The organism is Roseibium sp. MMSF_3247, assembly GCF_030733765.1.
Classification (GTDB): Bacteria; Pseudomonadota; Alphaproteobacteria; order Rhizobiales; family Stappiaceae; genus Roseibium.
In genome coordinates this window covers 320,025-340,384 of the sequence record NZ_JASHII010000002.1, presented here as the reverse complement: position 1 = coordinate 340,384, position 20,360 = coordinate 320,025, and the positions used below count along the sequence as shown (strand labels likewise).

Annotated in this window: 15 protein-coding genes; 9 read left to right on the top strand and 6 right to left on the bottom strand. The window is 56.8% G+C overall.

Annotated elements, in window-relative coordinates; all coding sequences use genetic code 11:
• Positions 1–8: 8 nt before the first annotated feature.
• From RBB44_RS07035 to RBB44_RS07025, 3 genes are all read right to left on the bottom strand, one after another.
• The gene (locus RBB44_RS07035; RefSeq protein WP_306146686.1) at positions 9–1,628 is read right to left on the bottom strand and encodes a sigma 54-interacting transcriptional regulator; all 1,620 of its coding nucleotides are present in this window, start codon (positions 1,626–1,628) and stop codon (positions 9–11) included.
• A 117-nt stretch (positions 1,629–1,745) separates the two neighbouring features.
• Entirely contained in the window at positions 1,746–4,493 is a 2,748-nt protein-coding gene (gene tssH / locus RBB44_RS07030; protein WP_306146684.1) for a type VI secretion system ATPase TssH, read from the bottom strand.
• A 215-nt stretch (positions 4,494–4,708) separates the two neighbouring features.
• Positions 4,709–5,221 (bottom strand): Hcp family type VI secretion system effector, encoded by a 513-nt coding sequence (locus tag RBB44_RS07025; RefSeq protein ID WP_133950695.1) that lies wholly within the window; start codon positions 5,219–5,221, stop codon positions 4,709–4,711.
• 518 nt (positions 5,222–5,739) lie between these two features.
• Here RBB44_RS07025 and RBB44_RS07020 point away from each other — a divergent pair.
• The 9 genes from RBB44_RS07020 to RBB44_RS06980 are packed head-to-tail and all read left to right on the top strand — an operon-like array spanning position 5,740 to position 17,872.
• Positions 5,740–8,955, top strand: a complete 3,216-nt coding sequence (locus RBB44_RS07020) for a DUF2169 domain-containing protein (protein ID WP_306146681.1) — start codon at positions 5,740–5,742, stop codon at positions 8,953–8,955.
• Positions 8,948–10,069: a pentapeptide repeat-containing protein gene (locus tag RBB44_RS07015; RefSeq protein WP_306146680.1), complete on the top strand. Its 1,122-nt coding sequence runs from the start codon at positions 8,948–8,950 to the stop codon at positions 10,067–10,069. Before RBB44_RS07020 ends, RBB44_RS07015 begins: the two co-directional genes overlap by 8 nt.
• On the top strand, positions 10,069–10,473 hold the full coding sequence (locus RBB44_RS07010) for a PAAR-like domain-containing protein (protein WP_081450578.1): 405 nt from the start codon (positions 10,069–10,071) through the stop codon (positions 10,471–10,473). The genes RBB44_RS07015 and RBB44_RS07010 overlap by 1 nt, the downstream gene beginning before the upstream one ends.
• 31 nt (positions 10,474–10,504) lie before the next feature.
• Positions 10,505–12,034, top strand: a complete 1,530-nt coding sequence (locus RBB44_RS07005; RefSeq protein WP_306146679.1) for a type VI secretion system Vgr family protein — start codon at positions 10,505–10,507, stop codon at positions 12,032–12,034.
• A 33-nt stretch (positions 12,035–12,067) separates the two neighbouring features.
• Positions 12,068–13,144: a hypothetical protein gene (locus tag RBB44_RS07000; protein ID WP_306146678.1), complete on the top strand. Its 1,077-nt coding sequence runs from the start codon at positions 12,068–12,070 to the stop codon at positions 13,142–13,144.
• Positions 13,145–13,169: 25 nt separating this feature from the next.
• Positions 13,170–13,811, top strand: a complete 642-nt coding sequence (locus RBB44_RS06995) for a DUF3540 domain-containing protein (RefSeq protein ID WP_306146677.1) — start codon at positions 13,170–13,172, stop codon at positions 13,809–13,811.
• A 34-nt stretch (positions 13,812–13,845) separates the two neighbouring features.
• Entirely contained in the window at positions 13,846–15,741 is a 1,896-nt protein-coding gene (locus RBB44_RS06990) for a tetratricopeptide repeat protein (protein ID WP_306146676.1), read from the top strand.
• Positions 15,738–16,088 carry a hypothetical protein gene (locus tag RBB44_RS06985; protein WP_209177465.1) on the top strand — a complete coding sequence of 117 codons (351 nt, stop codon included), beginning with the start codon at positions 15,738–15,740 and terminating at the stop codon, positions 16,086–16,088. The genes RBB44_RS06990 and RBB44_RS06985 overlap by 4 nt, the downstream gene beginning before the upstream one ends.
• A gap of 17 nt (positions 16,089–16,105) precedes the next feature.
• A complete protein-coding gene (locus tag RBB44_RS06980) occupies positions 16,106–17,872 on the top strand; it encodes a hypothetical protein (protein WP_306146674.1) in 1,767 nt (588 codons plus the stop codon).
• Between the two features lie 12 nt (positions 17,873–17,884).
• Here RBB44_RS06980 and RBB44_RS06975 read toward each other — a convergent pair whose 3' ends face one another.
• From RBB44_RS06975 to tagF, 3 genes are all read right to left on the bottom strand, one after another.
• A complete protein-coding gene (locus tag RBB44_RS06975; protein WP_306146672.1) occupies positions 17,885–18,844 on the bottom strand; it encodes a serine/threonine-protein kinase in 960 nt (319 codons plus the stop codon).
• Positions 18,837–19,532 (bottom strand): PP2C family serine/threonine-protein phosphatase, encoded by a 696-nt coding sequence (locus RBB44_RS06970; protein ID WP_209173360.1) that lies wholly within the window; start codon positions 19,530–19,532, stop codon positions 18,837–18,839. The genes RBB44_RS06975 and RBB44_RS06970 overlap by 8 nt, the downstream gene beginning before the upstream one ends.
• 61 nt (positions 19,533–19,593) lie before the next feature.
• Complete coding sequence (gene tagF, locus RBB44_RS06965; RefSeq protein WP_306146670.1) at positions 19,594–20,331, bottom strand: type VI secretion system-associated protein TagF; 738 nt, start codon at positions 20,329–20,331, stop codon at positions 19,594–19,596.
• Positions 20,332–20,360: the final 29 nt, after the last annotated feature.

Genomic DNA, 20,360 nt, shown 5'->3' with positions numbered 1-20,360 from the left:
GACCACTGTCAGAAGCCAGCCGGACGGGTGATGTTGTAGCGGTTTAGCTTTTCAATAATGGTGCGCCTGCTTACTTTCAGTAAACGCGCCGCATTGGTTTTGTTCCAACCAGCTTCCCGCATTTTTGCCTCGATGACCAGTGCTTCATACTGGCCAACAATGGTTTTCAAATCCCCCTCCGGGATCCCGCTCGGTTTCGGCGCTGCCCCACCATTCATGGGTCCCGTCAGCTCCAGCGGAAGGTGCTCCAGCTGAATGGGATAACCGGCTTCTGCCATCAAGCGGGCTCGGTCCAAAATGTTCTTTAGTTCGCGGACATTGCCGGGATAGCTCCAGCACAACAGCGCATCAAGTGCATCGGCTGACACGATCGGTACGGCCGTTCCCGCCTTGGCAGCGCCTTTTTTCAGGAAATGGTCGATGAGTTTTGGGATGTCAGAGGGGCGTTCCCGCAGAGGCGGCAAACTGATCGGAAAGACATTCAGGCGATAAAACAGATCCTTCCGGAACTCGCCTTCCGCAATTTTTTCTTCCAGATTGACGTTTGTCGCCCCGACGATTCTGACATCGACATGTTCGGTTTTTGTCGCTCCAACCCGGCGGACTTCGCCCTCTTGCAGCAAACGCAGGACCTTCGCCTGTAGAGCAAGTGGCATGTCACCGATTTCGTCGAGAAACAGCGTACCCTTGTGTGCCTCATGTGCGAGGCCTGCTTTATCCGTTTGCGCGCCTGTAAACGCCCCTTTGACGTGTCCAAAAAGCTCACTTTCAAGAAGCGCTTCGGGGAGCGCCGCGCAGTTCTGCACGACAAATGCCTGGTCAGACCGGTCACTGGACTGATGGATGAAACTTGCCATCATTTCCTTGCCGGTCCCGGTTTCCCCGCGCACCAGGATCGGGACATCGGAATTCGCCGCCTTGCCGATCAGGTTGATGGCCTTTTCGATTGGCGGGCTGTCTCCAACGAGCCCCTGCGGTTTTTGCTTCTTGACCGGAGCCGGCTGCGCCTTGTCTTTCGTCAGCTGGCGCGGCAGCTCCTTCATATAGCGATCGAACTGTTTCTTGAGGCGCGTGTTTTCCTCATGCATGCGGGTGTTCCAGATGCAGATCCCCGCATGGATGGACAGTGCCTTGAGCTGCTTCAGAACTTCGTCGCCGATGGCACCGGTTTGGCCCTCTGCATTGCGTGGGTTGATAAGCTGCAAGAGCCCGATGGAGCGGTCCCTTAGAACCGTCATCGGCACAATGACCAAGGACTGTGTTTTGGTTCCACACAGCCGGTCATCTTCCTCGATGCGGGAAAAGTCGTATCCGACCGCTGAGGTGATGTCAGCGATGTTGATCACAGTACCGGTGGAGACGACGAGCGCGGCTGGAGCCTGCAGGTTCGGCATCATGTCATCACCGTAGATGGAAACACGCTCGCCTGTTGCCGCGGTGGCGACAACACCATGATACCGGGACGCCGTGCGGTGTAGATGCTGCCCCAGCGTGTCGAGCGTATAGATCGACCCGCCCTCGGCGCGCGAGATCTTGAGCGCTGAGTCCAGCACGAGCTCCAGAACAGTTTCCACCTGCTCAGCTCCCGCCAGCGCCTCGGTCAAATCCAACAGGTCATCGAGTATCATTCGGTTTCCGCCTGCTCAGATGTGAACTCATCCCCCGGGCAGCAGTATGCCCGCCCGGAAGCCATTTGTGTTCATGTTTGCAGGCGACGCCTTTGCCAGCCTGTCTTTGCAAGGTCATCAGCTCAGGCTGTAGGTAAAGTGGCCCGGCTCGCCGACATCAATGGTCGCTTTGGTAAAGTCTGTTCCGTCGCCGCCCATTTTTGTCAAAAGCTCGGTGGACAGCTCCGGCAAGATCGTGCGGTTGACGATGTGGTCGATGTTCCGGGCACCGGTTTCAACTTCCGTGCAGCGCGCGGCAATCGATTTGACGACTTCATCGGAATAGACCAGTTCCATCTTCTGGTTTTCACGCAAGCGTTTTCCGACCTTGTTCAATTTCAACCGGACAATCTTTTCAAGCGGCTCGCCGATCAGCGGGTAGAACGGTACGATCTGCATCCGCGCCAGAAGTGCCGGCTTGAAATGCGCGCTCAGGATCGGACGGCAGGCTGCCACCAACTCATCGACATCTGGCTTTTCCGGAAGCGAGCCCATCTCGGTCAGAACATCCGTGGCCAGGTTGCTGGTCAGGACAACAATCGTGTTCTTGAAGTCGATCTGGCGCCCCTCCCCGTCCGACAAGACACCCTTGTCGAACACCTGGTAGAAGAGGTTCATCACCTCAAGATCCGCTTTTTCCACTTCATCGAGCAGTACTACCGAATAGGGCCGCTGGCGGACAGCTTCGGTCAGAACACCACCCTCGCCATAACCGACATAACCCGGAGGAGATCCGACGAGCTTCGATACGGTGTGCTTTTCCTGGAACTCCGACATGTTGATGGAAATCAGGAAGCGCTCCCCGCCGAACAGCTGGTCCGCGATTGCCGTTGCCAACTCGGTTTTACCAACACCTGATGGGCCGACGAACAGGAAGACGCCCATCGGCGCGTCGGGGTTCTGAACCCCGGCCTTTGCAGTCCGCAAGGCTTCATCGACAGCCTGAATGGCGTGATCTTGACCGATCACCCGCGCCTGGAGGTTCTGGGAGAGCTTCAGGACTGAGTCAGCTTCGTTTTCAACCATGCGTCCGAGCGGCACACCGGTCCAATCGGATATCACCTGACCTATGGCTTCTTCGGTGACTTCAAACGACACAAGCGGATCACCGTCCTGGGCTTCTTTCAGGTCCTTGGCGATTTCTGCGTACTTCGCCTTCATGGCTTCGATGTCAACTGGGCCATCGGCTGCGGTTGCCTCATCGCTGTCGCTTGCATCGGCTTCCGCATCATCGGAGGTTTCGTCGCCCTCTTCGCTGGACGTCTCTTCCTCTGCGGCCGGCTCGTCCCCCTCAAGGCTGAGGCCGAGGTCATGGCGGAGTTTCAGGATCTGATTGACGAGATCCAGCTCCTTTTGCCAACGAGCCGTCAGGTCAGCGATTTCCGCTTCGACTGTTTTGATCTCAGCGTCGATCTCTTCAACTTGCGGATCATCGGGCGCAAAATCGGCCTGCGAATCCCGGGTCAACGATCCGAGCGCCCGGTTCAATTCGCCAAGCCGCTTCTCCTTCAGCTCGATCACGAACGGCTTGGATGACAAGGACAGCTTCACGCGCGCACAGGCGGTGTCCAACACATCCACAGCCTTGTCCGGCAGCTGCCGGCCAGAAATGTAGCGCGCGGAGAGTTTTGCTGCGGCTACAACGGCATTGTCGCGAATGTAGACGCCGTGGTTCTTTTCATAAGCACTGCGCAGGCCGCGCATGATGGTGATTGCTTGTTCCGGGCTCGGCTCGTCCAGCTTCACCAGTTGGAACCGGCGCTCAAGTGCCGGATCCTTTTCGAAATACTTCTTGTATTCACTCCAGGTCGTCGCCGCGACGGTGCGCAACTCACCCCGCGCCAGAGCCGGTTTCAAAAGGTTTGCGGCGTCCGCACCACCGGCAGACCCCCCTGCACCAATCAGCATGTGCGCTTCATCGATAAACAGAATGATCGGTTTCGGCGACGATTTGACCTCGTCAATGATGCCCTTCAAACGGTTTTCGAATTCGCCCTTCACACCGGCGCCGGCCTGCAGCATGCCGAGATCCAGGCCGATCAGCTCAACATTCTTCAGCATGTCCGGCACATCGCCCTCGGCGATCTTGACCGCAAGTCCCTCGACCACTGCGGTCTTACCGACACCAGGTTCACCGACACAGATCGGGTTGTTTTTCCGGCGGCGTCCAAGAACGTCGATCATCTGCTGGATCTCGCGGTCCCGGCAGAACACCTGATCGATCTTGCCCTCACGGGCAGCCTGAGTGAAGTTCGTGCAGAAGCGGGCGAGCGCGCTGTCCGGGCTCATTCCAGGCGCGACTGATGGCGCCTTGTCGTCTCCACCAGGTGCTGCGGTCAGGCCTACAGTGGTTTCCTCGGAATTCCCGATGATGTCGGAGAAGTCCTTTTTGAACCCGGCAAACGAGATGTCTTCCATGTATTGCAGCCAGCGGTCATCGCCATAACGGTTCGGCTGGGCGAAGATTGTGGCCAGAAGGCTGCCGGAGCGGACCTGATCCAGGTCCAGCTCAACGGAGCTCACCAGCCACGCATCGGAAATGAGTTCGACCAGGAGCGGGGAAAACACCGGACGGCCCTGATTGCCGGTCTTCATGCTTTCAAGGACACTTTGAAGCCCTTTGCGCATGACAGCAGGATCAATCTCGAAGTGTCTCAGCGCGCTTTGAACATCATGCTGACTGTCTTCGACAAAAACATGCAGCACATGTTCAATGGAGACTTCATAGTGCCCGCGTGTCACCGCCAGGCCTGCAGCAGCTTCGAGTGAGCGTTTCGAATAGGCGTTCAGACGGCCGATGAGGCGGCGAAGATCAAGGTCGAGCACGGTGAGCAACCCCCAATATTATGCACGGACGTGCATTGTTCCCAACTGTTAGCGGCCTTTAATGACAGGCGTGTCATAAGAACGCTTCAAGCTTACGCAAAGAGACGTTTCCCGCACAATGCGGAATGAGCTGAATTAATCGTACAAACGTTAAAAAGAATGCCGCCCCGTTTCCGAAGCGGCATTCCATCAACAATTCTATGCTGACACCGAAATCAGGTGACCGGAGCGCGCCAGTCATCAGAGGCGGATGTACCGGCCTTTTCGTGAGTCCACTCCGCCTTGCGGTAAGTGAAGGACCACTGCTCCTGATCGCCGCGGGACGAATTCGCATCATCCAGAACATCCGGCAAAATGGTCTTGCCTTCAACCAGGACTGCGTCGGTGTACTTAATCGTGTAGTAGTGCTCCTGGACGCCAGAAGTAGATGTGCGCCAGAAGTTGATTGTGATCTCCAGGGACTCACCGGTGGCCAGAGCCTGCCACATCAACGGAGACGCCTTGTCCAGCGGCTTGATGATGGTGGTCGGCTGGTGGCGGCGTGTGCCGATGGCGGTGCCGGAGTTCGGGTCACGCGGGACAATTGCGTTGCTCTCGAACTTGTAGACCAGGGACTCGCTCTCGTGGCCTTCCTGCCAGTTGTTGCCGATGGAATCAGCCGTCGTTGCATCTGCGGTGATGTCCCCTTGGGTGGACCCGCTGATCGACATGTATGCTACGTTTGCCATTTTTCCGTCTCCCGTATGTGAGCTTTCGAAATTCCGGTAGGAGGATGTTCGCCTCCAACGCCCTACACTTGGCAAGCGGCGTGCCAAATCGGCGATCAGTCAAATACTTCCATATTTTTCAATGTTTTATGCTCTGTATTTTCAGATTTAAGAAAGTGTTAAACTGTGCAGAAAACTGCACAGTGCCGAACCTGGTGTGCAATTCTCTGCGCATTCTCCTTGTGATTTGCGTCACATTCCACGCGTTGTTTTTCGGTCTGCTTCCAATTCGCACGCGAAACGCTCTTTGAAATCATTCACTTTTTCCAAAAAACGTTAGAGCACTCTCAATCCAGATGTGCAGATATTAGACAATTGACCCAAGGTAGCCGGTCCCTCACCTTGCTTGGAAAGGACCTGTATGAATGTGATGATATTGTAACTTTTGCGGGACACTGTCTGCGTCCTATAGATTACAGGCTCCTATCGATCGAATGGCCCGTCATTCGATGAAGTAACAAACGCAACGGAGAAGGCCTTTGCCAGCTATCATTAAACCATCCCGGGTTTCGGTAGCGCACCAAACGGACCCCACGAAGGACGGAGCGCTGACCACAGTGTCGGCTTATGCTCTGTTTGACTTCGAGGAGCCCGGCCGGCTTTTGACCGAGCAAGCGCTTTGGCCAATGGTGACGGAGCAAATGCCCAATGGTGCCATCTTCGACAAGGGCCAGCTGAAGCCCAAGGGCGAAGTGATTATTGCAGGCAATGCGCTGTCACCGACTGACGCCCCGATTGAAGGCATCCGCGTCTCTGTTCGGTTTGACCGGTTTCATAAAGAGCTCGCCGTTTTCGGCGATCGCGTCTGGCAACTGACGGACCAAGGCGTGCAAATGAGCCGGCCGGTTCCGTTCCTCAAAATGCCGATTGGCGAAGCGCAGGCCTTTGGCGGCCCGAACTACGCACCGAATGCGCGTGGTAAAGGACACGGGGCAAGGAGCATTCTGGAGGCCGGGTACGATGCGCCGCTTCCGAATGTTGAAGATCCCGCAGGGCTGATCAAGGCGCCGGATGACCAACCCGTTCCAGCTCATTTCGGACCAATCGCAGCGGATGACGCCGCGCGCCTGAAGTATCTCGGCACATATGATCAGCATTGGATCGACCATATCTCGCCACTAAAACCGGATGACTTCAATCCGCTCTATCACTGCGAGGCGCCAGAGGATCAACGGTTCGATGGTTTCTTTGAAGGCGGGGAAACATTTGCGATCACCGGCATGTCGCGCGGTGAGGCATCCGTTGGCGGACAACTGCCGCGCCTGACCGCCCGGTGCTTTTACAAGCTGACCGATGCAAATGAGCTCATCGAGACAACGATGCGCTGCGATACCGTCACAATTTTTCCGAATGTTCAAAAGGCCGTTCTGACATTCCGCGGCCTATTGCGTGGCACAGACCGGTTTGCAGAAGACGTTGCGGCCATCATGGTTGGACTGGAAGAGACGGATGCCGTCAGCCGGGACGCTGCCTACTATGCTGATGTCTATCAGAAACGGACATCAAAAGACGAAGCACACAAATATGCGCTGGCCGACTATCAGTTGATGCCGGACGTCGATCCAGCAATCCTCAGCGCCAAGCGCGAAGCCAAACTGGAAAAGGCTGCGGCCGACCGGCAGAAGTTCATGGACAACCAGAACTGGGCAGCGCGCAAGATGCTGGAAGATGAGGGCCTGCCGGGTGACCTCGTCCCGCCGCCCAAGTCAGACATCATCGACGATATTCCTCTGGTTGCCCAACCCACCCCGGAAGAACTTGAAAACGGTGACCTGGATCTGGCCGCCCTTCTGGATGACGTCAAAGCGGTTGAAGACGCCCTTTTGGAAAAACGCGACCGCGAACTGGCCAAAGCAGAGCTCCAGCGCCGAGCAATTGTCGCAGCAACACCGCCCAAGCTGCTGCCGCCACACGCCAAGAAACCAATTGTCGATGACGCTTTCATAGCCCGATTTTCAGATCTTGAACTCGACCCGGACTTAGCGTCCGGCCTTCAGGAAGTCACAGGCCAACTGACGGCCCTGAAAGATCGCTCACCGTCCGGTCCGTTTGCGGGACTGGACGACAATCCCGACGCTGCCGGGGCATTGGATGAAACGTTGGCGGGCATCTTCGGCGAACCGGAAGCCCCATCGGAAGAGGACATCGAGCTCGCGTATACCAAGGCGGTTGCCCGGGCGATGAAGCAGCCGGAAGGCAGCATTCTGGCCGACGCCCGGAAGGCCATAGACGAAATGGACTTGTCCCAGCTAGAGGGCTTGGACGAGGCCATGAAACCGCCAGCAGACGCCATTGACGACCAGTTCAGTGCGATGATCGGGGAGCTGGCCGAAGCCACGCCTGCGCCCGCAGCAAAACAATCATCGTTCAAAGACCTCTTGGCAAGTCAACCAGATGACATGCCGATGGACGACCTGACTGCCAAGCTGGAAGAAGGGCTGTCCAAACTCAACTCCCCCATTATCCCGAAAGACAAGCCGGGTGAAATGCTTGAAACCCTTTTGGAGCGGGTTGAGGGCATGCAAGCAGACGGGCCGCAGCCGCCTGAAGGCCAAACACCATCTGAGACGGCCCTGGCGTCGGTGGCAACGGCCAAGGACCGTATGGACGAGGCGGAAGAGACCATGGAAGACTCCATGGCAACAGCCCGCCAGCAATCCCCTGCCCCGTTGTTTCCACTTGAGGCCTTGCCCGAGGGGGTTCCAATCCGTCTCGGTGCGTTTGTCACCGGAAAACTGCGCGATGGTCACGATTTCAAAGGTGCCGATCTTGCTGGCGCAGATCTGCGCGGCGTTGATTTCAGCGGCATGGATCTTTCCGGTACGTTCTTTGAGCAATCAGACCTGACAGACGCCCGGTTCACCGGCTCGAACTTGACAGGTGCTGTCTTTTCCGGGGCAACGCTCACGGGTGTCGACTTTTCCGACTGCGACATGACTCGCGCCAACCTGAACAAGGCAAGCGCACAGGAAATGGCGCTCGACCGGGCAAAACTGCATGACCTCCTGATCATCCAATCGGACCTTTCGGGATCGACTGGCACCGGAGCAGATCTTGAGAAGGTGCGCCTGATTGAAACCAACATCGACGACATGCAACTCAAGCAAAGCCGGATCACCGATTGTCAGATCCTGACCGGATCGGCGGACGGATTTAAAGCGACAAGCTCCAAATTGCTCCGGACCATGTTCGTGACCCTATCCATGAAGGGCCTGGACTTAAGCGACAGCGACCTGGAACGCATTGGCTTTATGGAAGTGAAGGCACCGGGGATGCGCGCGATCAACGGCAAATGGCTGTCCGTTGGCATCATGGGCGCAAGCGATCTGACCGGCTCGCGCTTTGACGGACTTCATGCGACCGAGAGCTCGTTCAACACGGCCGAAATGCCCGAATGCTGTTTTTTGAGGGCGAGCGGGACCGCTTGTTTCTTCAACGCATGTAACCTGGAAGCCAATGATTTCAGGTTGTCTTCATTCCGCAACTCGCTGTTCGGCCGGTCCAATTTTGCGGGCAGTGATTTCTTTGGGGCCAATCTTTTTGCCGCTGCGCTCACCGGTGTCGATCTTCGGCGCTGCTCGATGCGGGCTGCCAATCTCTTCGCTGCAGACTTGCTTGAGGCCAAACTCGCCAGCTGCGATTTCTCCGGCGCCAACCTTGGCATGACACTTCTGGAGCAACCGACCCATGCCTAAGATGCCGGACAGAAAACCGATCACGTTTGAAGATGTCACGGCGTTCCACGCCCATGAACAACCGATCATGCTCCGCATCGCCTCGGGAATGTCCTTCGCAAACATGAACCTTGCCGGGATCAGGTTTATCGAGTGCGACTTGACCGGGTGCGACTTTTCCGGGGCGACCCTAACGGATGCCCAAATTGTCTCATGCACGCTCAAAGGCGCGCGTTTCAATGGCTGTAATCTGAAAAACACCCAGATCGTGTCCTGCGACATGGATGCGTCGGAAATGCGCGACACGTATGTTGAGCGCGCCCAGATCGTTGCCGGGAACGCCAGCAACTGCAACTTTTCGGGCAGCACGTTCGATCAGGTGTCCTTTGCGCAGCCGGACCTTATGGATGCCGACTTTTCCAAAGCGAGTTTCTATCGGGCGGTCGTTTTGGCATCAGACGTGACGGGCGCCAGCTTCGCAAACGCGGTTCTGTCAAACTTCATGCTAACCGATGCCGATCTGCGGCCGGTGGATATCACCGGCACCTTTATCGACATTGCCGTGTTTGCTGATGCGAACCTCTCCGGGCTCGATCTATCCGGTCAATCCTGGCAGCACTGCACGTTCCACAAGGGCGAATTCAAAGGCACCAATTTGAACGGTGCCAACCTCAGCGCGTCCGTGTTTGCCGAATGTGATTTTGAAGGCGCAAGCCTGCGCGGCGTTACGGCAAACACGACCGGGTTCACGAAAAGCAAACTGGACGGCGTGGATCTCTCAAGCAGCCAGCTGACCATGGCGAACTTTGCAGGTGCCGGTCTTTCTGGTGCCCGATTCAACAGTTCGCAGCTGTTTTCAGCCGTCTTTCAGGAGGCGGATTGCCGGGCAGCACTGTTTGAGCAATGCGATCTGCGTCAGGTCGAATTCTCGCACGCCGACCTGTCGGGCGCCTCTCTCTCGGCAAGCAATTTTAACCTTACGAAATTGCATGCAACCAAGACCGAACAGACTGTGATGCTCGGCACATCCGGCAGCCGGATCGAGACCGATACTCATCGTGCGATTGCAGAATTATACAGGCCCGACAAGGTCGCCCTAGACGGCGATGGTGCGAGCCAAGGAGGGACACTCTGATGGTGTTTGTAAACTCACAAGGCCCGATCCCCGGAATGGACTTCTCGGTTCCGGATATCTACCTGCAGACAACACCGGTCGGCCCGGTCCCGATCCCGCTCTTTTCCATGGGGTTCCGGGTGACGGAAATCCCGACCTGTTTCCGCTCACTCATCATGTGCATGCCCGCGCATAATATGACAAACTTGGCACCGGTTACGGTCAGTGGGCCCGGCCCCGGCGTGGCTTCAGGGATGGTGTGTTCCAACAGCCGGAACGTGAAGGGCTCCACCAAACTTTTCCTTCAGTGCATGCCGGCCACCCGCGCACTTTTGGACCCGACAGCGCAGAACGGCGTTTCACCCAATTCTGTCGGCACCACTCTGGTACCGTCACAAATACGTCTGCTGAACCCGAGCCTATAAGCGGCGCGACGGCAGAAGAGGAGATCAGACAATGAGCAGCGAAGCGATGCAGGGAAAAATGTCGATCACCCTGCCCGGCGTATCGAGCAGCGACGTGTATGTCGAAGCCCTTCACGGCGTTGAAGCCCTGACCGACGGGTATCGGTTTACAACTGATATCGTCTCGAAAGACCCTATCAAGCTGCCCGATATGATGGGCAAGGCCGCCACGCTCACACTGGAGATGGGCGAAGAAAAGATGCAGGCGCAGGGTGTCATTGAAGGCGCAGAGACACGCGACCCGACACCGAACCGCGAGTTCTGTTACCGCTTCGTCATTGAACCTGAACTCTCCATGCTGCGGCACAGCGCCCAAAACCAGGTGTATGGCACGGACAAGGATGTCACCGTTGTTGATATCCTGACGAGCGAGCTGAGCGATGCGAACAAGAAGAACTCGAACACCAGTTCGAGCCGCGTTCCGCGCCAGATCCAGTACGACATGCTGCCGTCCAGCGGGGATTACCCGAAACTGCATTTCGTCATGCAGTACCGGGAGCACGACCTGAATTTTCTGAAGCGCATGTGTGAGCGGTTCGGCATCTTCTTTTCCTTCGATCATTCCAGTGACAAGGAGAAGGTTGTCTTCGGCGATCGGAAGGAGCATTTCACAAAGCTCTCCGGCAAACAGATCACTGAAGAGCTGTCCTATCGCAGCAAAGAACAGGTGATGGGCACCGGCGACTTCGGCATCTGGTCGTTCAACCAGAAATTCATCACCCAAAGCGGCACAGTGGCTTTGCGGGAATACAACGAGGAAACCCCGAAGGTAGACCTGTTCGTCTCTCAAGACGCCAGCTTCCCCGGCCAGGGCATCACCACCCGCTATGGTGAGCACTATGCAACCGTTTCAGAAGGCAACTTCATCGCCAAGCGGCGGGTCGAACTCGTTGAAACGGAACGACAGCAATTCGTTGGCGAAAGCAACATTCCGCTCCTGCGCCCGGGATACTTCTTTCAGTTGAAGGACCATCCGATCCGGGATCTTGACGGTCTTTACATCGTGACCGAAGTCACCCACAGCTGCGTCAACACAACGCCGCTCGGCTTCAGTTCGGCCCACATGACACCAGAACCCTATCGCAACAGCTTTGTTTGTGTTCCGTTCGACAATGGCTTCCGGCCATCCATTGTCACACCAAAGCCATCTATCCCGGGGTACATTTCCGCAGTGATCGATGGTGAGACCGAAGGAAAGCGCGCCGAACTCGACAGCGCTGGCCGTTACCGCGTCAGGATTCTGGACGAGGAAAGCGGCCTGTCGCAGGGCAAAGCAAGCTATGTCGTTCGGAAAATGGAACCTTATGGCGGCGGAGACGGCTACGGGTCCCACTCCACACTGTTGATCGGCACAGAGGTGTTGCTCGGCTTTCTGCACGGCGATCCGGACCGCCCGGTCATTTTGGGCGCGGTATCGAACGGGGAGCAGGTCAACCCTGTCACGGCGACAAACCAGAATGTCGCGCACAGAACCCGGACAGCTTCCGGCATTATCATGCAGATCAGCGACGGTTCCGCGTAGGGTCTGCAAAGACCCACATTGGGAGGACATAGAATGTCTTCGGCCTATGATACGCAGATCAATTCCCTGACCGCGGCTTTGTCCGATCTGAACACCTCCCTGAGCAATGTGACGGATAGTGATGCCCTTGTCGAAGACGACACGGGCACTCACTACCAAACCACATACACCTACTTTTACGTCCCAAGCACACCAGGTGCCGCGAATACGTCTGCGGACGACTCAGGCCTTGGCACCCTGCTGCGTCTTGGGGAATACGCCGATGTCGAACAAACCGCCTACAATGCAGGCGCTGCTACCTACTCCGCCTATTTTCCGGCACAACACATCGCCGATGAAGCGGGTGATGCGATCTACACAAATGCAGCTGGCGGGGGGAAAGGCATCCTCATGGCCTGCGATGGCCGGATCCTGATCCGGGGCGGCGAGAAATTCTACCTAAATCCAAAAGGTGCCATGCACATCCAGTCGGATGAAGGAGCGATCACGATCCAGTCCGGTACTGACACCAACGGCAATGAACAGAATATCAATTTGATCGCCGGCGCCAATGGACTTGGTGATCTCAATACCACTGTCAGGAAAGACACAAAGACGGTCGACGGCGAGCAATACGAAAAAGTCTCAAGTGTCTCGCGCAAATACTACGAAGCAAACAAGTATGAAATCTATCACGCGAATTCATACAAAGAGATCCATGCCCACACCGATACACGGCATTACGGCACGTACTTCAAAATGTTCTGCGGCGGCAATATTCAGGTCAAAATTGCGGCTGAATTCATATTCAATTTGGCATTTAGCCTCAATATCGAGCCGATCACGAAGATCACCTTTTATTTGCTGAAGACCGATATCGGACTGGTCAAGACAGATATCCTTGCCTGGAAAACCGAAATCAAGGAAGGTGAACTCAAGGTGCTTGGGGCGACGTTCAGATCCAAAGCCGTCAAGGTAGACACGACAGCGACGGAAGCAACCGCAACCCCTGTGAAAGTCAGCACCGGCGGCATCACTGCCGAACAGATCGCCGCTGAATGTGCGAATGTAAACGTCAAGTCCATGATATCATTGTGGGAAGCCAAGATCGCCAGCACGGCGCAGATCTGACAAACCCATCGCCAAAGAGTCGCTTATGAAGAAACAAACATCCCGCAAGGCGGAAACGACAACCAAAACAGCGACACCGCCGCCCGCTCCCGGCAACGGCCTTGAAACCGGCATCGTCAAGGCGCTCCTGACAGAACAGGACGCCATGGTGACCTTGTCGGACGGTGAGCAAATCCATGCAAGCCAAGCGGCCGGTTGTCTTTTGGCGCCCGCGATCGGCGATACGGTTCTGGTTTATCGCGGTGGTGACCAGGCATTCATACTATCTGTGCTGACCCGCGACGCCGATGTATCTGCAGAAATCGGAGTTGCAGGTGCAAAGGAAGTCGCGCTGAAATCGGAGGGGCGCCTCACCGTATCCGCACCGGATGTTCACGTGAGTGCGCGGCGTATGAACGTGCTGGCGGAAAGCGTGACCCAGACCGGAAAGCAATTGATCACCAACTTCACCCGCTCAATGGAAACGCTGGTGGACAAGATGGTCAATGCCCGGACCATCACGACGACTGCGCAAAGCCGCAGCAGCTCGGTCAAGGAGACTGAAACGCTCAAGGCCGGTATTCTGGTTCAGAACATTGACAGCGTCGCCACTCAAAACAGCGACATCTCAATGATTACGGCGGAAGAAGATGTTCGGCTTGATGCCAAACGCGTCAGCGTGGGCTAAAGTGCTGTTCGGAATAGCAGATTGCGGAAATTGAATGCTCCTAGTTGATGATAGGCTGAAAGCGGCCAAAGACCATGCGTCGGCCGGCCGGCACGATAATGCGGCGCTCCTGTATGAAAGCATTCTGGACGTCTCGCCGGGCCATCCGGAGGCCTTGTCCGGTCTGATTGAAACCCGTCTGGCGAACGGCGATCTGGAAGGGGCTCAAACGCTGTTGTCGAAGTCGACCGCAGTCACCGGCCAGGACCCGGGCTTTCTGACACTCGCCGCAAAGATCTCAATCATCAGCCAGAAGCCCGAAGACGCTGAAAAATTGGTGGAACGAGCTCTCGCCCTTGATCCGTATCATGCCCAGGCCGCTCTTTTGAAAGCCGAGTTTTTGGCCTCAGCAGGTGCCTTGTCGGAAGCGGAAGACCTCCTGAACACCGTTCGGAGCCGAAACACCGGCGACACTGATATCTTGCTTGGCATATCGCGGCTTTATTATGCCTACGGTCTGTTCTCTCCGGCTCTGATGATCGCCCAGGAAGCCTTGAGCAATGCACCGGACGACAGCAACCTGTCAGCTTTTGTCGGCCAGATACTGACAGCGCTTGGCGACCACGGGAAAGCCACATCGTTTTTTGAAGCAGCGCATCTGAAAGAACCGACAAACCCGGAATTCATGCTGTCGCTTGCCAACAATGCTGCCGCGATCGGTCAAACGAGCGAAGCCTTGCGGATCGCCGGCCGCGCGAAGGCCCTTTTTCCGGATCTGATGCCCGCCTGGCTTAGCTACATCAAGATTAAGGCGGAACGCGGAGAAGCATTGGAAGCCTTGCGGGAGTTTGCTCCCGTTGCCAAAGGTGCCAAGGACCGGATGGACGCAACGCTGACGCTGGGCACGGCCTATCGCCTAGCCGGAGAACCGGAAAAGGCCATACAGCTGCTGGAGCCGCTGATGGCCAATGCAGCAGGCATGAAGGATGCGGTCCGGGGGCGGCTCTTCAGCATCTTGCGCGATGCCTTCCTGTCGACCGGACAAATTGAAAAAGTGCCATCAACGCTCGAACAGCCGGTCGTTGCGACCTTGAACGGCGGCCAAAGTGGGGACACAAATCCTGACGTGTTGAAGCAACGGGTCAGTGAAGCCGTCATGGTCATTGATCCCGGTCTGTCCAATCTGGAATTCATGGTGCTTGCACGCTTTCTGGACCAAGCGGGCCGCGACAAATCTGCTCCTCTAGCAGGTCCTTCGACCTTGTCCCAGCTCTCCGGATTTTTCGGATACAACAACTTTCTGCCGAACGACGCGCCGAACGGCAACGCTGAGCAACCTGCCGCTCCGGTGACCCTTCCAATATCCCAGATCCTCGGATTGCCGAACGATCTGCGGGGTGGCGTGACCGGACCCTGTCCGTATCTGCCGGTCAAACCGGAGCTTTTAAAACGTTGGCAGGACGCCCTTTCTGAATTCCCGAAGCCGTGGATCGGGATCGCCTGGAACGAAGCGCAGCCCGGCCTGACACTTGATACATTGCTGCCCGCGTTGCGATCCTTGCCTGGCACGTTGGTCAGCACAGTTTGGGATCACAGCCGCAGACAATTGTCCGGGCATCAAGGAATTATTGATGCGGGCGCGCACATCAAGCGCCTCGACGATCTTGCGGCTCTGCTGCACGCACTCGATTTTGTTGTGGGGCCAGACGGAATTATCCTGCATGGTGCCGGGGCTGCCGGAACACCGGGACTGGTCATCGCGCAGTACATGTCCCCATGGTATTGGTACGCAGAAACAGATCGAAGCCTTTGGTATCCGAGCATGGACGTTCTGAAGGCGCCACGATTTGGCCATTGGGCAACGCTCATCCCGGAGCTGACGGATGACATCCATGCGCGCATAGACAACCGGCTGGCGTCGACCGGCGGGCAAACGGAGGAAACATCATGAGTGCCTGGCGGCCTGCGACACAAGAGCCTGATTCCTTACATGCCTGCATTTACGATTACCTGCGCAACCGCACGCCACAAGTTTATCTGGACGGCAAGTCGGAAGCCAAATCACTTGGACAAACAACAGAGATTATGAGCAACGGGCAGAAGCTAACGCTCGATCTCGTCGTGACGCCGGTTGGCAGCGGTCAATGGTCTTCGCGCCCTATCGTCGAGTTTGCAGTGACCGGACATGTCGCGGACCGCGCGGCGGGCTATAGTGTCGACGGACGGGTGGTGATTGATCAAAAAACCCTCGCGTTCCTGGCGATTGAGGCGACACCGACCCGCGTGAATATCAGATAAACGAAAAGGACCGGTCCATGGCTCAGGACGATGAGACTCTCACCGGCATCAAGTCGTTTTCCGTTGGCTTGGGCGATGGGACGCCGCTGCCTCAGGACAGGCAACCGCCACCGCCCTACCGTGTTCTGATTTTTGGCGACTTCGCAACGTCCGTTGCCGGTCTTCGGGAAATCACCGGAAAGGATATCTCGGAGCTGATCAGCGAACTCGCGCCAGCCCTGACGGTAGAGGCAAAAAACATCCTCGGGACGCTCCCAGCCACCTTGATCGAAGATGTGTCTTTCAAACGTCTGCGAGACTTCAAACCCACTTCCGTTAGCAAGGCGCTTGAGTTTCGCACCACGATCAAGACTGCCATGGCAATGGGCGGTGTGTCTGGACTGGCCGATCATGGACAACGGTTCGATCTGCTCTTGGACGCAGCCAAATCATCGAGTGCGCATTCAGCTCCGGAAACACCTGCATCTCGTGGCGCAGCTCCCAAACCCCAGACATCGGGTTCTCCTGCTTCAGATCCGAAATCAGACGAAGACGACGGACTGGATGCTCTGTTCTCGATGGTCGAAGCACCGAAGAGATCGTCGGACAGTGAAGTCACGCAGGACCTTGCAAAGCACGCCGTCCAGGCATTCTTGTCCCAGACCTCCAGTGGTGAACCGCGCAAACCTGCGCCGTCCACACCTGCACATGCCGGCGGAGGCGCCTCTTTCGATGCAATGATCGAAGACCAAGCCGCTCTATTCCTCAAAGACCGCCGCCTGCATCAGGTTCTGGAAAACTGGCTCGCACTGCGGATGTTGCTGGCTGAATTGCCGCGCGAAAGCTCAATCCGCTTGTTCCTCGTTCAGGTCAGCGCGACAGCTGCGGTCGAGGATGTTTTGGCGAGCCTGGAAGAACCGGAGGGTGTGCTCGCTTATGCCGCATTCGACGTGGTTCTTGCCGCCAATGAATCCGGCCTCGCCAAGGACGGCGCCTCCAATTTCAAACGTCTGGCCACGGTTGCAGCGGAAAATGCGACGTGCCTGCTCGGCACCATCGCCCCGGACTTTGCCGGAGCAAGCGCCGACACTGTCGGCAGCCGGGAGACGCCGCATCAGATGCTGGATCAAATCGGCTTTGAACAGTTTGCAAGCCTCCGACAATCTCCGGCGTCGAGCAGTCTTGCCTTGTTCTGGAACAAGGGGCGCCTCATTGCTGATGATGACGGACCGGCCGATGTTGGTCTGCCCGCCAGCTGGGTTGCCCTGCTGTCCATTCTCCACGCCCAAGCGGCAAACGGATGGCCCGACTTTGGTGCGGGTCAAAAACTGTCGATAGATCAACTGGAAACGGCGGAACACACCAATGCCGGAAAACCGGTGGCGGACAGCGTCATGACTTTTGTTTCGCAAGATGCTGCTCTGTCACTTGCCTCAGCCGGGATCAACGTTTTGCGCGGCCAAGCCAACCGGGCAGAGATTTATTTTGTCGGGTCCCGCACGGTCTCGGCCAGCAAGTCGGAAGAGCCGGATGCAGGTGTTGCGCGTGCACTTTCCATGGCCCGGCTCAACACGCTTCTTCAGGTGGCTTTTTCAACGGCGCCGTCAGGTTCCAAGACGGCAGAAGAGTCTGCCAAAAATCTTCAAGCCCGGCTCGACGAGATATCAGACGCCCTTTTCAATGCTGTCCAGTTTTCGGTAACGGCCGCCCGATCTGAAGAGGACGAGGACGTCCTTGATATCGATGCCGCGCTCACAGGCTCAGCTCGGGGCGACCGTCACTTCGGGTTCAGGATCGGGATCTGACCCGGCATTGACCTACCAACTGAGCTGCGACCGGATCCAATCGGCTGCAGATTGGCGTTGCGCGGCGAAGGACGTCACGAAATTCGTGACTTCCGGGGTCCGTCCTGCATCGTCGAACGCAAGACCCTTCATCAAGGCCGTCCACTGCGCCGAAGAGAGATGCTCTGGCCTCTCTGGCTGAACCGACGCTTCCATGGCCTCCAGCGCGTTTTTGGGACCGAACGGCCGGCGTCCGGCAAGGCATAGGTAGACCATGACCGCCAATGAGAACACATCATCGGCCGCGCAAGGTTCGTGGCCCTCCAACCGCTGGGGCGAGGCATAACTCGGAGTGATTGCGCCAAGACGGATCAAGATCCGGATGGTGTCTTCTTCATCCTTGCGCAAGGACGGTGCAATCGGTGCGGAGATGTTGAAGTCGATCAGCTTGACCGAGCCATCGGTTTGCACAAAGACATTGCCGGGTTTCAGGTCGGAATGGATGATCCCGTTGGCATGGGCAAACTCGAGAGCCGAGCCCAAATCCTGCACCAGCCGGATCACCTGAGCGAGCTCAAGCTTGCGATCCTCCGCCTTGCGCAGGAAACTGGAGAGCGTGTCCCCTTCCAGATACTCCATCACCATGAAATGCAGGTTCTGAACGCGGTCCATGTCGTACACACGAACGATGTTGGGATGGACGAGGTCCCGCAGGCGCCGCGCTTCCCGGTGCATCAGGGCGACAAAATCCGGTTCTATCTCCGGTCCCGCCGTGATGATCTTCAAAGCAACATCGGCTTTCGACAGGCCCGCTTTTGCCGCAACAAGATCCCGCGCCTTGAAAACCAGGGACTGCCCACCCCGGCCGATTTCCTTGATCAGCAAATACCGGTCTTTCAGCACAAGGCCCGGCATCGGGGTCATGGTTTCGGCTGGCTCCGCCATCGTATCAACGGCGAGCGTATAGCCAAGATCCGTGTCTGCTTCAGCCATTGTCGTTCAGCCGCACCGTGATCAGTGTTACGTCGTCCGATGATCCACCTTCGACCGCATGAGCAACCAAACGGTCCGCGACACCCGCACTTCCATCTGCAAGCGCATCTGCGATTGTTGTTTCGCTGGCCCCCTTGAACAAGCCATCGGTGCACAGGACAAAACAGTCGCCCTTCAAGAACTCGATCACACGCCTGTCGACCAGGATGTCTTCATGTGAGCCGAGCGCGCGGGTCAACCGCCCCAGATCATCACTATGGTCTTCCGATACAAGAAAGAGATGACCTTGGCGCAACAAATAAAGACGGCTGTCGCCGACCCACTGGCACCCGGCATATCCGTCGTGGATGATCAGGGTCAAACCGGTACATCCGCTGATGTCCGCATCCGGGTTTTCCAGATAACTGCCGTAGAGCTGGTCGTTCACACGATGAAAGGCCGCTTCGATGCGTTGGAGCCGTTCGTTCACGCCTTCGCCGTCTGCAAACTCGATCACTTGCAGCTCCTCGACAAAAGCGCGGCTCGCTAGGTGACCATCCCGATGCCCTCCCATGCCGTCAGAGACAGCAAACAGAGCATGTTCGGGCTTGGACACATGATTGTCTTCATTCTGACTGTGGCGCGTGCCTTGCCGGGTGGCGGTTTCGATCTCCAGGCCTGTTCCGGTCTTTTTCTTTTCTGTGACCATGTCTTCGTTTTGCCGTTTGAGGCGCTATCTCCGTGTGATCCGGAAATAACAGCATGCTATTTCAAGTCCGCTCACGCCAGCCCTGAGCCTCCCAATGCCCCATGAAAATTCCCCGGGCGGCGTCCGCTTCGGGCATGGCTGAGAACACACACACCTCGCTAACCCGTTCCGGCGACCCTTCATGCCACCAATATCCCGGAGAGGATGATCTTTTTTTCTTTTTATCCGTCTCCGGCCACACCAGTATGTGCGCTGGCACTTCATTTGAAGCCACCAGATCTGTCCATGGGATGCACAGGCCCGCTTCATCACTCTCTAGGTCGGGAAGCGTCATCGAAACCTTGTAGGGCGGCTCATCTATCGCCGCCCTGATATCCGCTGAACAGTTTGTGACGCTGTTGAGGAAATTGCGGCGGTTGCTTTCGCCCGCAAGGAACGTCAGCAGGTCAAGCTCCAGGCGATCCATAATTTCATCGATCTGGAAAACAATGTCGTTGCTGAATTGCTCGACATGCGTCGACATCAAAACAGCCAACGGGAAGGTCCGGCCCATGGTGTCTGCAGATCCGGCAACAAGTCCTATCCAGGCGCGGTCATCGAGATGATTGGCTGGCAGCGCAAATCGCCAGACCGGGGCACTGAAGTAAGCGTTGTGCCAGGTCTGCGGCGCAGCGGTCGTACAGGCGTGAAGCCAATTGCTCACGATGTTTGCCCAAGCGTCGGTTACCCGCGCCGGCAAGCCCTCGAAGACAAAATCTCGTTCGGCGGGGCGTTTGCCAAAAAAGCCGCAGATATGCATGCGCCCCAGCCTCCCTGGTCCATATGGTT

Bases quoted from the DNA above. Each gene is read 5' to 3' on its own strand.
- RBB44_RS07035 (WP_306146686.1), bottom strand. From the start codon at position 1,628: ATGATACTCGATGACCTGTTGGATTTGACCGAGGCGCTGGCGGGAGCT.
- RBB44_RS07025 (WP_133950695.1), bottom strand. From the start codon at position 5,221: ATGGCAAACGTAGCATACATGTCGATCAGCGGGTCCACCCAAGGGGAC.
- RBB44_RS07015 (WP_306146680.1), top strand. From the start codon at position 8,948: ATGCCTAAGATGCCGGACAGAAAACCGATCACGTTTGAAGATGTCACG.
- RBB44_RS07010 (WP_081450578.1), top strand. From the start codon at position 10,069: ATGGTGTTTGTAAACTCACAAGGCCCGATCCCCGGAATGGACTTCTCG.
- RBB44_RS07005 (WP_306146679.1), top strand. From the start codon at position 10,505: ATGAGCAGCGAAGCGATGCAGGGAAAAATGTCGATCACCCTGCCCGGC.
- RBB44_RS07000 (WP_306146678.1), top strand. From the start codon at position 12,068: ATGTCTTCGGCCTATGATACGCAGATCAATTCCCTGACCGCGGCTTTG.
- RBB44_RS06995 (WP_306146677.1), top strand. From the start codon at position 13,170: ATGAAGAAACAAACATCCCGCAAGGCGGAAACGACAACCAAAACAGCG.
- RBB44_RS06990 (WP_306146676.1), top strand. From the start codon at position 13,846: ATGCTCCTAGTTGATGATAGGCTGAAAGCGGCCAAAGACCATGCGTCG.
- RBB44_RS06985 (WP_209177465.1), top strand. From the start codon at position 15,738: ATGAGTGCCTGGCGGCCTGCGACACAAGAGCCTGATTCCTTACATGCC.
- RBB44_RS06980 (WP_306146674.1), top strand. From the start codon at position 16,106: ATGGCTCAGGACGATGAGACTCTCACCGGCATCAAGTCGTTTTCCGTT.
- RBB44_RS06975 (WP_306146672.1), bottom strand. From the start codon at position 18,844: ATGGCTGAAGCAGACACGGATCTTGGCTATACGCTCGCCGTTGATACG.
- RBB44_RS06970 (WP_209173360.1), bottom strand. From the start codon at position 19,532: ATGGTCACAGAAAAGAAAAAGACCGGAACAGGCCTGGAGATCGAAACC.
- tagF (WP_306146670.1), bottom strand. From the start codon at position 20,331: ATGCATATCTGCGGCTTTTTTGGCAAACGCCCCGCCGAACGAGATTTT.